The organism is Verrucosispora sp. NA02020 (assembly GCF_013364215.1).
Classification (GTDB): Bacteria; Actinomycetota; Actinomycetes; order Mycobacteriales; family Micromonosporaceae; genus Micromonospora.
The window spans coordinates 4,793,607-4,808,283 of the sequence record NZ_CP054923.1; the positions used below are offsets into that span (position 1 = coordinate 4,793,607).

17 protein-coding genes are annotated in these 14,677 nt (G+C 71.3%); 9 read left to right on the top strand and 8 right to left on the bottom strand.

The window, feature by feature from the left end:
• Positions 1-39: 39 nt before the first annotated feature.
• Entirely contained in the window at positions 40-279 is a 240-nt protein-coding gene (locus HUT12_RS20935; RefSeq protein ID WP_176094455.1) for a winged helix-turn-helix domain-containing protein, read from the bottom strand.
• A 321-nt stretch (positions 280-600) separates the two neighbouring features.
• On the opposite strand from HUT12_RS20935, the gene HUT12_RS32920 reads away from it, so the two are divergent.
• Both HUT12_RS32920 and HUT12_RS20945 read left to right on the top strand, forming a co-directional pair.
• A complete protein-coding gene (locus HUT12_RS32920) occupies positions 601-879 on the top strand; it encodes a DivIVA domain-containing protein (protein ID WP_254876907.1) in 279 nt (92 codons plus the stop codon).
• Positions 876-1,169 carry a hypothetical protein gene (locus HUT12_RS20945; RefSeq protein ID WP_254876908.1) on the top strand — a complete coding sequence of 98 codons (294 nt, stop codon included), beginning with the start codon at positions 876-878 and terminating at the stop codon, positions 1,167-1,169. Before HUT12_RS32920 ends, HUT12_RS20945 begins: the two co-directional genes overlap by 4 nt.
• Positions 1,170-1,195: 26 nt before the next feature.
• Here HUT12_RS20945 and HUT12_RS20950 read toward each other — a convergent pair whose 3' ends face one another.
• On the bottom strand, positions 1,196-2,149 hold the full coding sequence (locus HUT12_RS20950; protein ID WP_176094457.1) for an endonuclease domain-containing protein: 954 nt from the start codon (positions 2,147-2,149) through the stop codon (positions 1,196-1,198).
• A gap of 272 nt (positions 2,150-2,421) precedes the next feature.
• On the opposite strand from HUT12_RS20950, the gene HUT12_RS20955 reads away from it, so the two are divergent.
• Positions 2,422-3,174: an HD domain-containing protein gene (locus HUT12_RS20955; RefSeq protein ID WP_176094458.1), complete on the top strand. Its 753-nt coding sequence runs from the start codon at positions 2,422-2,424 to the stop codon at positions 3,172-3,174.
• 152 nt (positions 3,175-3,326) lie between these two features.
• Here the strand turns inward: HUT12_RS20955 and HUT12_RS20960 are convergent, their stop codons facing one another.
• Positions 3,327-3,812 carry a MarR family transcriptional regulator gene (locus HUT12_RS20960; RefSeq protein WP_176094459.1) on the bottom strand — a complete coding sequence of 162 codons (486 nt, stop codon included), beginning with the start codon at positions 3,810-3,812 and terminating at the stop codon, positions 3,327-3,329.
• 63 nt (positions 3,813-3,875) lie between these two features.
• On the opposite strand from HUT12_RS20960, the gene HUT12_RS20965 reads away from it, so the two are divergent.
• Genes HUT12_RS20965 through HUT12_RS20975 form a run of 3 tightly spaced genes read left to right on the top strand, consistent with a single transcriptional unit; the run spans position 3,876 to position 7,019 of the window.
• Positions 3,876-5,078 carry an FAD-dependent monooxygenase gene (locus HUT12_RS20965; RefSeq protein ID WP_176094460.1) on the top strand — a complete coding sequence of 401 codons (1,203 nt, stop codon included), beginning with the start codon at positions 3,876-3,878 and terminating at the stop codon, positions 5,076-5,078.
• The gene (locus tag HUT12_RS20970) at positions 5,071-5,505 is read left to right on the top strand and encodes a hypothetical protein (RefSeq protein ID WP_176094461.1); all 435 of its coding nucleotides are present in this window, start codon (positions 5,071-5,073) and stop codon (positions 5,503-5,505) included. The genes HUT12_RS20965 and HUT12_RS20970 overlap by 8 nt, the downstream gene beginning before the upstream one ends.
• Entirely contained in the window at positions 5,502-7,019 is a 1,518-nt protein-coding gene (locus tag HUT12_RS20975) for a multicopper oxidase family protein (protein ID WP_217706029.1), read from the top strand. The genes HUT12_RS20970 and HUT12_RS20975 overlap by 4 nt, the downstream gene beginning before the upstream one ends.
• Before the next feature lie 10 nt (positions 7,020-7,029).
• On the opposite strand, the gene HUT12_RS20980 is transcribed toward HUT12_RS20975, so the two are convergent.
• The gene (locus tag HUT12_RS20980) at positions 7,030-7,596 is read right to left on the bottom strand and encodes a hypothetical protein (protein ID WP_254876909.1); all 567 of its coding nucleotides are present in this window, start codon (positions 7,594-7,596) and stop codon (positions 7,030-7,032) included.
• A gap of 160 nt (positions 7,597-7,756) precedes the next feature.
• Here HUT12_RS20980 and HUT12_RS20985 point away from each other — a divergent pair, with 160 nt between their 5' ends.
• Positions 7,757-8,554, top strand: coding sequence for an SAM-dependent methyltransferase (locus HUT12_RS20985; protein ID WP_176094462.1), 798 nt, complete (start codon positions 7,757-7,759; stop codon positions 8,552-8,554).
• A gap of 176 nt (positions 8,555-8,730) precedes the next feature.
• Complete coding sequence (locus HUT12_RS20990) at positions 8,731-8,943, top strand: hypothetical protein (protein ID WP_131054241.1); 213 nt, start codon at positions 8,731-8,733, stop codon at positions 8,941-8,943.
• On the opposite strand, the gene HUT12_RS20995 is transcribed toward HUT12_RS20990, so the two are convergent.
• The 4 genes from HUT12_RS20995 to HUT12_RS21010 all read right to left on the bottom strand — a co-directional run bounded on the left by HUT12_RS20995 (position 8,885) and on the right by HUT12_RS21010 (position 13,123).
• Positions 8,885-9,664 carry a DUF4184 family protein gene (locus HUT12_RS20995; protein WP_176094463.1) on the bottom strand — a complete coding sequence of 260 codons (780 nt, stop codon included), beginning with the start codon at positions 9,662-9,664 and terminating at the stop codon, positions 8,885-8,887. The two genes, HUT12_RS20990 and HUT12_RS20995, sit on opposite strands and share 59 nt — an antisense overlap.
• A 168-nt stretch (positions 9,665-9,832) precedes the next feature.
• The gene (locus HUT12_RS21000; protein ID WP_176094464.1) at positions 9,833-11,143 is read right to left on the bottom strand and encodes a cellulose binding domain-containing protein; all 1,311 of its coding nucleotides are present in this window, start codon (positions 11,141-11,143) and stop codon (positions 9,833-9,835) included.
• A 261-nt stretch (positions 11,144-11,404) separates the two neighbouring features.
• The gene (locus HUT12_RS21005) at positions 11,405-12,019 is read right to left on the bottom strand and encodes a TetR/AcrR family transcriptional regulator (protein WP_176094465.1); all 615 of its coding nucleotides are present in this window, start codon (positions 12,017-12,019) and stop codon (positions 11,405-11,407) included.
• A gap of 15 nt (positions 12,020-12,034) precedes the next feature.
• Positions 12,035-13,123, bottom strand: coding sequence for an aldo/keto reductase (locus HUT12_RS21010; protein WP_176094466.1), 1,089 nt, complete (start codon positions 13,121-13,123; stop codon positions 12,035-12,037).
• A 261-nt stretch (positions 13,124-13,384) separates the two neighbouring features.
• Between HUT12_RS21010 and HUT12_RS21015 the strand changes: the two genes are divergently transcribed.
• Complete coding sequence (locus HUT12_RS21015) at positions 13,385-14,599, top strand: S8 family peptidase (RefSeq protein WP_176094467.1); 1,215 nt, start codon at positions 13,385-13,387, stop codon at positions 14,597-14,599.
• The last annotated feature ends 78 nt before the right edge of the window (positions 14,600-14,677 follow it).

Consider the following 14,677-nt stretch of genomic DNA (forward strand, 5'->3'; position numbering starts at 1 on the left):
AGGTGCCCGTAAGGGCTGTTTCCGTCGCCGAGCCGCTACCTACGGCTCCCGCATCCAGGTCTTCGGATCGGTCACGAAGACACCCTTGCCCTGATGCCGCCGGATCACCCGCAGGGCTTCCAGCCGGACATAGACCATCTGGATCGTGGACGAGCTGACCTCGAAGCGGTCAGCCATATCTGCGATGGACGGTAGCTTCTCGTTCGGCTTGATCCTTCCGCTTCGCACGTCGCTGACGATCTCGTCCGAGATCCGGATGTAGTCCGGTGTTTGTGGCATGGCACTCCTCGCGTGGCACGCCTATTTGATCACGCCATGCGCTGGCCAGACAACCGAGCGTTGCCAATCCCCACTTAGGCATATATGGTTGATCGAGAGTCGTTCCTCGCGTGGCAACGAGTTCGGCTCATCCCCCTGGTCGGGGCGGGTGCGCGTGCCCGTCCCGACCCTGTGAGCTGCTCTGTCGTCGTACCGCCGAACTGGGCTGCGGCGGCCGAGCGGGCGGGCCGTGCGGACGCCGGCCACGCACGGTCCGCCCTTCCACAAGCACCACCGCACCGACCCTCCACGCTCCAGACAGCGCTTGAGGAAAGGACCGTCGTGGCCCAGGTGTATCGAGGTGGCCAGCCCTACGGGACCGGTCGCCCGACCCGACTGACCCCGCACGAGGTACGCAACCACACGTTCGCCCCGCGTCGCCGTGGGGTCGACCCCGATCAGGTACGCGAATTCCAGACCACGGTCGCCGACGATCTTGCTGACCTGCACCAGCAGGTCCATCAGCTCGCCCACGAGAACGAGCGGCTCAAGCGGGCGCTGCGCGACTGGCAGTCGATGCACGCGCGGCACTGCCGACCGCCGAACCAGGCCCGCTGGTGATCGCGCGCCCGGCCCCCGGTGACCTGCTCCGGATCGACGGCCGCGCCTCGGTGCAGTTCGCCGGGGGCCGGGCACTGACTCTGCGCGTCGTCTCGACCAGCGACCGACAGGCGTACGACGGTTGGATCTGGCTGACCGGGTACGTCATCGACCGGCACGGCACCGCCACCGCCAAACGCGAGATCTACGTCCAAATCGCCGGTCTCCGCCCCGCCGCCAGCACTCCGCCGCAGTCGGCGCGGCTCGTTCGCCCTTCCGCACGTCGCACCAGGGCGGTGGTGGACGGTTGACAGTTGAGCTCGTGCGGTGCCGCGGATCAACGAGGTCGACGGCTGGCCAGGATGGCGAGGGTCTCCCGGCGTACGGTCTCCGGCTCACGCACGAGCCGACGATGGGCGAAACGGACCACCAGGATGCCGAGTGCGGCCAGTTGTGCGTCGCGGCGCAGGTCGATCTCGCGCTGTCGCGGGTCGCCGTGGGTCGTGGCACCGTCGAGTTCGATGTTGACGCGTTCCGGTTCGGCGTAGAGGTCGAGGTGGACGGTGCGCCGACCGAGCCGGACGCGCACCTGCCGCTGGAACGACGGCATTCCCGGGCCGGTGAAGACCCGCTCGTGTCCCCAGATCTCCAGCGGACTTCGGCAGCCCTCGGCGAGCCTGGTCAGCAGTGTGCTGAGCCCTGCCCGGCCCGGCACCCGCGTCGTGCCATCGAGTGCGGCCCGCAACCGCTCGGGGGTGGTCAGCCGGTCGTTCACCGCCCTGATCATCGGCGTCCGCCGTTCCGCCGGGGAGAGCATCGGCCAGGAGTCGACGAGGGCACGCTCGACGGTGGTCACCGGCAGTCCCTGTCGTACCAGCACCGACGGTGAGGTGAGGCTGAAGTGGCGTCGTCGGTGGACCCGGACACCGGGCCAGCTTCGTAGGCCGCTGCCGGCCGGGGCGCTCACGTGCAGCAGGTCCCCGGGCAGTTGTGCACGCAACCCCCAGACGTCGAGGGCGGTGAGGTGGCTGAGCGCGCCGCGCTCGCGTATCCAGGCACCGACCGCACGGCGGCCGAGGTCCGGACCGATCCGGCCGAGCGGCGAGGTGTACGCCCGCCTGCCCTCTTCGTCGAGCAGGTGTGCTGCCGCGAACACCTCGGGCAGTACCCGCACCAACTCGCCGGTGGTGCACGCCCGTTGCAGGATCCACGCCGGCACGACCTGCTCGACGACGGACCGGTTCACCAGCCCGTGCCCGCGTTCCACCAGTTCCGCCAACACCACGTCCACGCCCCCGACCGTGCCACCCGGCCCGCAGGTTCCACAGCCCCGAGCGGCCGTACCTGTGGATGGGCGGCCCGCTGTGGACAACCCCCACCCCTGCCCTCCATCTGCTATGGCGGCCGGGAAGGTGCCTCGTCTTAGCGTGGCAGTGTGGCTGTTCGACACGCCGCTGCGGGAACAGCCACGCTGCCACGATCAGAAGGCCGCTTCGGCGCGCCGGGGCGGGTCGGCGGACTGGTGGTCCCCCGTAGGCCGGGGCGATCGGTTATAAGAGACGCATGGAACTGCCACCGTATCTGGCCACCATGCCGATGCACGCGATCACCGAGATGCACGGCGAGGCCGGTCTGCGGGAGCGGTTCCGGCTGGAGATCGAGGTCTTCGACGAGGATCATCAGCAGCGCCTCGACCAGGCGTTGACACTGGCCTCAAGGCTGCACCGGGACGACCGGCGATCCCGCGAGCCGTACGTCAACCACCTGCTCCGGGTCGCCATCCGGATGATGCACTACTACGAGGTACGCGACGTCGACGTGATCGTCGCCGGGCTGCTCCACGACGCGGTCGAGGACCACCCGGCCGAGCTGGCCGGATGCGAAGAAGCGAACGGGGCCGACGAACTGAGTGTGTCCGACCGGACCGGGGCGGCGCTGGAGGTGCTAGCGGAGCGGTTCGGGCCTCGGGTGTCGCGGCTGGTGGCGGCGGTGACGAATCCGCCGTGGGATCCGGGGCGGGGGCGTGACGAGCAGTACCACGAGCACGTCGCCGCCAGCCTGGAGCGGGAGCCGTGGGCACGGGTCGTCAAGATCTCCGACTTCACGGACAACGGGGTCGGCGTGATCCACTCGGTCGGGCCGAAGGTCGAGTCGTTGGCGCGGAAGTACCGGCCGCTGGTGCCGGTCTATCGGGATCTCGTCACCCGCCCGGACACTCCGCTCTCCCCTGCCGTGCGGCGGCACATCCTCGATCAGCTCGACCTGGCCGAGGAGCGCTTCAGCGCCATCCTCGACCAACCCGCCCATCCCGCCTGACCAGTCCACCCGGCCTGATCGTCCCACCCGGCCTGATCGGTCCCATCCGACCGGCCCACCCGACGTAACCGGCCCACCTGGCCTAACCGGTTCCCCGACCGGGCCATCCGCCCTGACCGGTCTCACCCCAGAGACCGGGTGACCAGCGCCGGTCAGGCGGTGCCGTCGGCCAGGTTTCGGGCCTCGGCGGCCTGGATCTCGGCGGCGCGGCGTTGGTACTCGGCGATCAGCGCCAACTCCTCGGTGCGGTACTCGGCGTTCAGTTGGCCGAGTCGGGTCATCATGCCGATGAACAGGCGGCCGATCCGGGCGATGCCCTCTTCGGTGGCGACGATGGCGACCTTGCGGCCGTCGCGGGGGTGGGGTTCGCGGGTGACGAAGCCCTTGCTCTCCAGCCGGTCGAGGACGTCGCTGATCGAGTTCTTGGCGAGGCCGGTCTGCTCGGCCAGCTCGCTCACCGACGGGTGACCGTGCCGCTGGACGAGTTCGAGGACCTTCTCCTCGGTCGGGCCGAGGCCGACCCGCCGGGACAGGTTCGTGTGGAACAGCACCATCGCCGTGCTGAGCAGGCGGCCAGAGTCGGCCAACGCGCCCAGCGCCTCGGCTCGGGCCGGCTCTTCCTGCGTTGACCCGCTCATCGCACCATGCTAACTTCCAATCGTTCGTTCGGTCGAACGAAACATTTTAACGGGGGCTTGATCATGAGGATTCTCGTCGTCGGCGGGGGGATCGCCGGTTCGACACTTGCCGTCGCGCTGCGGCACGCCGGGCTGGACCCACTGGTGGCGGAGGCCCGCCACAGCCGGGACGCGCTGGGCGGCGCGTTCCTGACGCTGGCGCCCAACGGGGTGAACGCGCTGCGGGCGATCGGGCTCGGCGACGTGCCCAGCGCCGCCGACGGGTTCGAGGTGTCGGGGCTGGACATGCACAACGCCCGGGGCCGGCGCATCGCGGAGCTGGCCGGGGAGCACGACCTCGACCGGTACGGTGCGCGTGGGGTCGTGCTCCGGCGGGCCCGGCTGCACGCCGAACTCACCCGGCGCGCCCAGGCGGCCGGCGCCCGCTACCGTTTCGGCGCGCGCCTGGTCGACCTGCGCCACCACGCGGCCGGGGTCACCGCCGTCTTCGCCGACGACGAGACCGTCGAGGTCGACGCGGTGATCGGCGCCGACGGGATCTGGTCCACGGTACGGCGGCTCACCTGGCCCGACGCGCCCCGACCGAGATACACCGGCATCGTCGACTGCGGCGGCTGGACGACGGTGGACCTGCCCGACACCAGCCGCCAGCAGATGTACTTCGGCCACCGGGCGTTCTTCGGCTACGTGGTGCGGGACTCGCTCGCCTACTGGTTCACCAACGTGCCCCGGCGCGACGAGCCGGAGCGCACCGAGTTCGACAACCTCGACCACCAGGACTGGATGACCAGGATCCGGGAGCTGCACGCCGAGGACCCCGCGCCCGTCCGGGCCGTGCTCGGCGCGGCGAACCGCTCGCTCGGCGCCTGGCCGCTCTACGACCTGCCCGACCTGCCCACCTGGCATACGAGCACCGTCTGCCTCGTCGGTGACGCCGCGCACGCGGTCAGCCCGTCCACGGGCCAGGGGGCGAGCCTGGCCATCGAGGACGCGGTGGTGCTGGCCCGCCACCTGGGCGAGGGGCATCGACCGGAGACCGCCTTCGCCGGCTTCGTGGCCGAGCGCAAGACCCGCGCCGAGAAGATCGTGCGGTTCGGCCGCCAGATCGGCGACCGCAAGGCCAGCTCCGCCGCCGGCAACCTCTTCCGAGACCTCACCCTGGGCTTCTTCCTCCGGATGGGCGCCAAAGCCGCCCGCGAGCAGTACGCCTATCGCGTCCCGCAGCGGCCGGAGTTCCCGTACGGTCCGGGGGCGACGCGTGCCTGAGCCCTCGACCCGCATGACCGTGTTCAACCGGATCGTGCGGGTGCTGCTCGTCATCGGGGTCGTCGGGCACGCCGCCCTGGCCTGCCTGCAACCCTTCCTGGCCGGTTGGAGCCTGGACGGGGACGGCACGGCGCTGCTCCTGCACGGCGCGAACGGCGGCGTCATCATCTCGTTGTCGATGGCGTTGATCCCGCTGGGTGTGCTGTGGTGGCGTCCGGGCGGCGGCACCCTCTGGGCACCCGTGCTGGCGCTGCTGCTCTTCGCCGCCGAGACCTTCCAGCTCGGCATGGGGTACGCCGACATCCTCGTGATCCATGTGCCGCTCGGTGTCGGCATCCTCCTCGGTTCGCTGCTGCTCTGCGGCATCACCCTGCCCCGATCCTCGCGCGCCACAGGCGTCAGGGCAGAGCGAAAGGCGCTGTCGTGAGCCGCCCCTCCCCCGGCGTGAGCCGGCGCGCGCTGTTGCGGCTCGGCGCGCTCGGGGTCGGTGCGGGCGCGATCGCCTCGGTCACCGGCTGCGACATCTTCGAGCCACGGGGGCCGATCGACACCTCCGGCACGGTCGACTTCCGCAACCCGCTGCGCATTCCCGAGCTGGCCCGACCGACCCGCCGGGACGGGGTCGCCGTCTTCGACCTCACCGCCCAGGCCGGTCGTACCGCCCTGATGCCCGGCGGCGACGCGGAGACCTGGGGGATCAACGGGCCGCTGCTCGGTCCGACGCTGCGGGCCCGGCGCGGCGAGACGGTGCGGATCGACTTCACCAACCGGCTCGACGAGGCGACCACGCTGCACTGGCACGGCATGCACCTGCCCGCCGCCGCCGACGGTGGGCCGCACCAGATGGTGCCGCCCGGTGGTGGCTGGTCACCGTCGTGGCGGGTCGACCAGCCGGCCGCGACGCTCTGGTACCACCCGCATCCGCACGGGAAGACCGAACGGCACGTCTATCGGGGCATGGGCGGGCTGTTCATCGTGGACGACGACGAGGAATCCGCGCTCGACCTGCCCCGGGAGTACGGCGTCGACGACGTCCCGGTCATCGTGCAGGACAAGACGTTCGACGCGAAGGGTCGCCTCCTGGAGACGTCCCGGCGCGACAACGGCATGGTCGGCGACACGATCCTGGTCAACGGTACGGTCGGGCCGGTGCTCGACGTCACCGCCGAGCGCACCCGGCTGCGGCTGCTCAACGCCTCGACCGCGCGCAGCTACGCGCTCGGGTTCGCCGACGGTCGCGGCTTCGCCGTGATCGCCAGCGACGGCGGGTTGCTCCGCGCGCCCGTCGAGATGACGCGCGTCCTGCTCACTCCGGGTGAACGGGTGGAGATCGTCGTCACGATGGCGGCTGGTGAGACGACGACGCTGCGGTCGTACCCGCAGCAGCTCGGTCTGGCGGCGGGCCGGGAGCGCAGCGTCGGCGCGGCCGACACGTTGGACGTCCTGCTGCTGCGGGCGGCGACCCGGCTGACGCCGGCGGCGGCGCTGCCGACGCGGTTGGCGCGCATCGACGCGCTGGATCCGTCCTCGGCTGCCGCGACGAGGCAGTTCGAGCTGCGCAACAACCTGATCAACCGGCAGGCGATGGACATGAACCGGATCGACACCGTGGTCACGGTGGACACCACCGAGATCTGGGAGGTCTGGAACGGTCACCACCAGCCGCACAACTTCCACGTGCACGACGTGCAGTTCCAGGTGCTCAGCGTGGACGGCCGGGATCCCGCGCCGGAACTCGCCGGATGGAAGGACACGATCTATCTCCCGCCGGAGGTGCGGTTCCGGCTGATCATGCGGTTCACCGAGTACACCGATCCGGCCGTGCCCTACATGTACCACTGTCACCTGTTGTGGCACGAGGACCAGGGGATGATGGGGCAGTTCGTGGTCGTCGAGCCCGGCCAGGCACCGGGCGTGCTCCACCACGACCACGGAGGCTGACCCGGCCGCGTCACCGCGACCCGGCCGGGCGGTCGACGGGGGGTCGGGGCGCGGTGGACGGAAGGTCCCGGTCGCCCAGGCGGCCCTGCAAGAGGGTGGCCTGGGCGACCGAGCCACCGCCGACGCCCAGGCCGTCCCGGGCCGCGTCGTAGAAGTGGTCGCGCGCCTCGTTGGCCCGGTGCAGCAGAGCCGCCAGGTCGTCGGTGGGCCTGCCCTGGGCGACTCGCTCGATCGCCCAGACCGCGTCGCGCCACGCCCGGGCCGCGGTCACCGTCGGGCCGTCGCCGAGCAGCAGTACGTTCTCCCAGGCGAGGGTGTGGCGGAAGTCGGCCTCGACGAGGTTGGCCAGCTCCCGATCCCGGTCCACCGGCACCCCTCGCCATCCGGGCAACAGCCGGCCGGAGGTGGCGTGCACCTCCTTGAGCGCGCGGGCGAACTCCGCGTACGCGTCGAGCCGCCGTTCGTCCCAGCGCACCGTCTGGGTCCGCCGCCAGCGCGACCGGTCGGCCAGCGAGGTCGCGACGATCGTGCCGACGGTGCCGATCAGGACACCGAGCAGGGCAGGCAGTTGCGCCATCAGGCTCTCCACGCCCGAAGCCTGCCATCTGTGGGCACGGCGGAGGGCATGGGAATCCCGCTCAACGCGGTACCTTCACCTTCGACAGTGGACGGACCCTGCGTACGATGATGTGATCATCCGCAGGTCCGTCAGCCGACCCCGTCGACAGGAGCTAGGAATGGCCAGCCCGGATCCCGAACTCGCCGCGAAGCTCCAGCCCGAGGTGCCGCATGCCGCGCGGATCTGGAACTACTGGATGGGCGGGAAGGACAACTTCCAGTCCGACCGGGCCGCCGGTGACGCCGTGGCGGAGGTCTACCCCGAGATCGTGGTGATGGCCCAGCAGTCGCGCAAGTTCCTCATCCAGGCGGTGCGCTACCTGGCCGCCGAGGCGGGCGTCCGGCAGTTCCTCGACATCGGCACCGGTCTGCCCACCATGCAGAACACCCACGAGGTCGCCCAGGCCATCGCGCCCGACTCGCGCATCGTCTACGTCGACAACGACCCGATGGTGCTGGTCCACGCCCGCGCGCTGCTGTCCAGCACCACCTCCGAGGGCGTCACCACGTACGTGCCCGCCGACTACCACGACCCGGAGAAGATCCTCGCCGAGGCCGCGCAGACGCTCGACTTCGACAAGCCCGTCGCGGTGATGTACATGGGCGTGATGGGCTACGAGCCGAACCTGGACGTGGTACGCGCCATCGTCGGCCGGACCATGGCGGCCACCGCCTCCGGCAGCCACCTCGTGCTCTGGGACGGCACCGACACCAGCCCCGAGGTCGTCTCCGGTGCCGAACGGCTGGCTCAGAGCGGCGGCGTGCCCTACATCCTGCGCAGCCCCGAACAGCTCGGCACCTGCTTCGAGGGACTGACGCTGGTGGAGCCGGGCCTGGTGCCGATCCCGCTGTGGCGTCCGGCGGACCCGGACGCGGTGGCGATCGACGCGTACGGTGCGGTGGGCCGCAAGCCCTGACCCTCGCCCACCCGGGGTGATCGGGCGGGCCTTCGGGATGGCCCGGTGTGAACCGGTGCACGGACCGGTCAGGAATCGAGAAGCGCAGGTCAGCGCCCCGACCATAGCCTGACTTCCGGTCGAGCACACCACCGGCAGAGTGCCGGTGCGGCGGCTCGGTCCGGAGGGAGGCCCCGGTGAAGGGCAACGCGTGGGTCCGTCAGGTGCACCGGTGGACGTCGATCGTCTTCACGGTGGCAGTCGTCATCGTCACCGTCGTCGTGATGGGGCAGCAGGAACCGGCCGAGTGGGTGTTCTTCCTGCCCCTGCCGCCGCTCTTCCTGCTGCTCGTCACCGGCCTGTACCTGTTCGCCCTGCCGTACGCCGCCAGACGCCGCGCCGCGAGCTGACCCGGACAGCCAGGCCACCGGCCAGCAGCGCCAGCGCGGCGAGGTGCAACAGCCGGACGCCGGTCGGCGCGAGCAGGTCGGCACCGGGCAGCGCCGCCACGCACACCGCACCGGCCACGGCGACCACCCCGGCGACACCCCAGAACAGGGTCGGCCGGCGGGCCGGGACGGCACCTCCGTCCGCCTCCCGCCCGCCGCGCCGACCGATCCGAGCCGCGAGTACGACCGCCAGCGCGCTGCCGACGACCGTGCTCGTCAGGTCCGACACGGTCCACCAGGCCACGCCGCTGACCCGGGACCAGTCGACCCCGAACAGCACCCGCAGCCAGTCGTCGGTGTGCGTGAGCCAGTCCCAACCGAGGTGGCTCGCCGCGCCGAGCACCGCCGAGCCGACCGTGATCCACAGGCGGTACGGCAGCACCGCACCACGCAGCGCGTACCCCCGCCAGCCGAACCACCGGTTCCCGGGCAGGTGGACCGCGACGTCGGGACCGGCGAACCGGACCACCGCCGCGTACGCCAACGCCACCGGCAGGCACCACCAGAACAGGGCGGGCCAGGAGTGGGTGTCGGCGAAGGTGCGACCGTCCGCCCCGGCGGCCAGGTACGCGACGTCCGGGGCAACCGCACCGGTGCTCAGTGCCACGCCGTCACACCATCGGGGCCGCCAGACCTTGAGCGCCAGCACCGGCGCGAGATGCGCGGGAAAGGTCAACGGCACGCGCAGCAGCCTAAGCCCATCCCTGATCGTGGCAGTGTGGCTGTGCGACACGCCGACGCGCCGACAGCTACACCGCCACGTTGAGGCGGGCACCGCCGCTCCGCCACGTTGAGGCGGGCCGCCACCAAGCAGCGGGGGCGGAGCCCGGCGGGCTCCGCCCCCGCATGGTCAGGCGACGGTGCAGGTGGCGCCGTTCAGCGTGAACGCACCGGGTCGGGCCGTGTTGCCGGTGTGGTTGGCCTGGAACCCGATGCTGACCGATGCGTTGGGCGCGATGGTGCCGTTGTAGGAGACGTTCCTCGCGGTCACCTGCCCGGAGGTCGGCGAGTAGCTGGCGTTCCAGCCGCCGGTGATGGTCTGCCCGGAGGGCAGCGTGAAGACCAGCGACCACCCGTTCACCGCCGAGCTGCCGGTGTTGGTGATGGTGAGGTCCTCGGTCAGGCCGTTGTTCCAGGCGTTGACCGTGGCGGTGACCCGGCAGGACGCGCCGCCCGGGGGCGGGGTGGTCGGCGGGGTCGTGGTGGGCGGGGTGGTGGTCGGCGGCGGGGTGGTGCCGCCGAACTGGGTGAAGAAGCGCCAGGTCTCGCCCGGCAGCCAGGTCCGCGAGCCACTGTCACCGGGAGCGCCGTCCTGCGGGGCGGCGATGTGTCCCTCGTCGAACGCCGCCCAGACGACCGGGTAGCCGGCCGCGCATCCGGAGTACGTGGTGGTCCGGTGGGTCAGGCTGCCCTGGCTCGGCTCCGGCGGGTTCTGCGCGGTGCACCCGTTGTTGCCGACGAACCGGTCGCGCAGGGAGCGGCCACCGGCGATGCCGAGGACGTTGTCCCGGATGCCGTGCGCCCCGAAGTAGGCGATCCGGCCGGTGCCACCGCTGCATCCGCTGATCTGGCCACCGGCGTACACGGCGACCGCCCGGAACACGTTCGGCCGGGCGCAGGCGACGGCGTAGCTCATCCCGCCGCCCCAGCTGAAGCCGAGGGCGAAGCGTTGGGTGGTCTCCACGCACAGGTCCGACTCGATGACGCGGAGCATGTCGTCGACGAAGGTGATGTCCTCGCCGCCGGAGTTGCCCCATCCGTTGTTCAGTCCCTGCGGCGCGACGAAGATGGTGCTGTTGTTCGACAGGGGCAGCAGCCCGTAGTAGGCCCAGGCGTCACGCTGCACGGTCTGGCCGGTGGCGACGTCGGTGGCGGTGCCGCCACGCCAGTGGAAACCGAAGACCAGCCGGTACGGGTTGGTGTTCTGGTAGTTGTCGGGCACCCGCAGGATGAAGCTGCGGCTCTTGCCGTTGCTCTGGATGGTGTGCGTACCGCTGCGCAGGGTCGGGGTCTTGCCGCACCCGGCGGTCGCGGCGAGGGTGCCGATCTCGGCCGCGGCGGCGGTGCGGCCGAGGCTGCCGGTCACCGCCGTGGCGGCGGCGGCCACCAGGAGGAGGGCCGCGAGCAGCACAGGCCCGAAGAACGATCTACGCCTGGACATCGTGTTACTCCATTCCGCGTCGCGTGGACGCGCGGGCGGCGCGGGGCGCCGTGGTGGTGGGTACGGCCGGGATGCCCATCAACCGGCCTGGTGCCGTGCGCTCGGCCGCGCCGATTCACGAACGCGGCCGAGCGTTGGCGCGTGCCCCTCACTCCCGTAGGGACGGTAACCTGTGAGCGATAACATAGCAAGGAGTCGATGGCAACCTGCGGAGGCGCCCCGCCGGGTGCGGCCGGCCGGTGCGCCGTGCCCACCAGTCGATCAGCGGCCGGTGATCGTCGGGGCCGAGGCGCGCAGACCGTCCAGGGCGAAGTCGAGCGCGGCCTCGAGATGGTCGATCCTGCCGGTGGAGAGCATCAGCAGCACGCCGCCCTGGATGCTGGCCAGCAGTGCCGACCCGACGCCCTCGGCGTCCAACCCGGCGGCGATCTGACCGGTCGCCTGCATCTGCCGGACGCCGGCCGTGATCCGCGCCTGCCAGCGGGTCATCAGCCCGGCGACCACCGCCTGTGAGCCGGGGCCACGCCGACCGGTCGGCCCGAGCAGGGTACTGAGCGGACAGGACATGCCCTGGGCGCGGTAGCGCGCGACGAGCAGGTCACGCCACTCCTGCCAGGCCGGCCAGGTGGTCAGGTCGCTGAGCGCCGGCTCCTGGTCGGCGAGCACCTGGTCTGCCTCGTGCTGGGCGACGGCGAGCAGCAGTTCCTCCCGGCCGTCCGGGAAGTAGTGGAAGATCTGCCCCTTGCTGGTGCCGGTGCGCCCCATGACGTCGTCGAGGCGTACCTCGTCGACGCCACGCTCGCGCACCTCGGCGGCGGCACCGGCGACGATGCGGGCGCGGGTCTGCTCGCCCTTGCGGGTCAGCGCACGCGGCAACTCGTCCTCCCGAGGTCAGGCGGCTACCGGGCCATTGAACACCGGCGGCGCGTAGCCGGTCGGCTTGTCGCCGATGCCGAGGCCGGGACTGACGATCCAGGACTGGTACGCCGGGGTGAACATCGAGTACGGGGCGGCGAGCGGCCGGGCGCTGGCGGCGTCGAGCCGGTCGCGCAGTTCGCCGGGGATCTCGAAGTCGAGGGCCGCGAGGTTGCCGTCGAGTTGGTCGGCGCTGCTCGCGCCGACGACCACGGAACCCACGGCCGGTTGGGTGATCGCCCAGTTGAGGGCGACCTGCGCCATCGGCCGGTCCAGTTCACCGGCCACGCTCTGCAGGGCCTCCACCACGCGCCACTCGGCGTCGCCGACCGGCCGGGTTCCGTCGCCGAGGCGTCCCGTCCCGGACAGGCCGTCGCCGGTCCGGCGGTACTTGCCGGTCAGCAGGCCGCCGCCGAGCGGGCTCCACGCGGTCAGGCCCAGCCCCAGCGTCTGGGCCATCGGCACGAACTCGGGTTCGATGTCCCGCGCCACCAGTGAGTACGGCAGTTGCACGGTGACCATCGGGGTCATCGCGTGCGCCTCGGCGACGCTCTGCGCCCGGGCGGCGTACCAGGCGGGCACGTCGGAGAGACCGGCGTAACGGATCTTGCCGGCGCGGACCAGGTCGTCGAAGGTCCGGACCACCTCCTCGACCGGGGTGATCCGGTCCCAGGTGTGCAGCAGGTACAGGTCGAGGTAGTCGGTGCCGAGCCGGCGCAACGACTCCTCCACGGCACGGATCATGTGCTTGCGGCCGTTGCCGCTGGCGTTGGGGTCGGTGGGGTCGACCGTGTTGGTGAACTTGCTGGTCAGCACCAGCCGGTCGCGGATCTTCGCGGAGTCGATCAGCCGGCCGAGGATCCGCTCGCTCTCCCCCGCCGTGTAGAAGTCCGCCGTGTCGATCAGGTTGCCGCCGGACTCCAGGTAGCGCCGGAAGATCGGCTCCGCCTGCGCCTCGGTGCGGCCGTACGCGGCGTGGAAGCCGCCGGTGCCGAAGTTCATCGTGCCCAGCGCCAGTCGACTCACCCGCAGCCCGGACCGGCCGAGCAGGTAGTAGTGATTCATGACGTCACTGTGACGCGGCAAAATTGGACCGACAAGTCCAGAACTCCCGGCCCGCCCGGAGGGCCGCGACCCGCGCCGCACCGGGCAGTCGCGCGGCATCTCTCGGGCACCTCGGGTGGGGGGCCAAACCCCGTCTGTCACCCGCGACCCACCTCGGTACCAATCCGTAACATCCACAGACTTATATGTCGGCCCGCGCGCCGCTAGCCTCCTGACATCGAAGATCATCCACTACGGGTGGTCTGCTTCCAAGGAGGCTCCGTGTCACAAGCACGCCTACCTCGCCGGCGTCGTGCCGTACTCGCCGCCGGCATCACCGCGACCGCCGTCGTCACCAGCCTGCTCGCACTGCCGCAACCCGCGATGGCTGCGGGCGGGCCGTACCGGGCCACCGCCGTACCGGTCACCACCCCGCAGGCCGCCGGAGACGTCGCGGTGATCCCCGGCGCGTACGTCGTCACGATGAAGCCCGGCGCCGACGCCACCGTGCCGGCCCGCGCGCTCAAGGCCGCCCCCTCCGCCTACTTCAGCCGGGCGGTGAACGGCTTCGCGGCCCGCCTCACCGCCGCGCAGGTCGCCGAGCTGGCGCACAACGCCAACGTGCTCAGCATCGAGCGGGACGTGCTCCAGTACGACGTGGTCGACGCCACCCAGACCAACCCGCCGGCCTGGGGCATCGACCGGATCGACCAGACCACCCTGCCGCTGTCGCGCAGCTACACCTACAACTCGACCGGCACCGGCGTGCACGCGTACGTGATCGACAGCGGCATCCAGGCCAACCACCCGGACTTCGGCGGGCGCGCCCAGTTCGCCTACAACGCCATCGACACCAACAACACCGACTGCAACGGCCACGGCACGCACGTCGCCGGCACCATCGGCGGGACCAGCCACGGCGTCGCCAAGAACGTCCGGTTGTACGGCGTGAAGTGGCTGAACTGCTCCGGCGGCGGCACGCTGTCGGCCGCCGTCGGTGCGGTGGACTGGGTCACCCGCAACGCCAACAAGCCGGCGGTGGCCAACGCCTCCTGGAACTACACCTACAGCGCCAGCCTGGCGACCGCGCTGACGAACATGATGAACAGCGGCGTGTTCCTCGCCGCCTCGGCCGGCAACACCGGTGGCAACTCGTGTGACCGGCTGCCGCGCAACCTGACCGCCGCGCTGGTGGTCGCCGCCACCACCAACACCGACGCGCGGGCCAGCTACTCCTCCGTCGGCTCCTGCGTGGACATCTACGCCCCCGGCTCGGGCATCCTCTCGACGTACCCCACCTCGACGACCGCCTCGCTGAACGGCACCTCGATGGCGACGCCGCACGCCGCCGGGGTGGCCGCCCTCTGGAAGGCGACCAACGGCGACGCGAGCCAGGCCACGGTGCACAACTGGATCGTGGCCAACGGCACCAGCGGCGTGGTCACCGGCAGCCTCTCCGGCACCCCGAACCTGCTGCTGAACAAGAAGAACCTGTAACCGGAGACCGGGTGTCCCCGCCGCTCCCCCGGCAGGGACACCCGGCCTCTCCGCACCCGCGCGCTCGGACTCGACGGC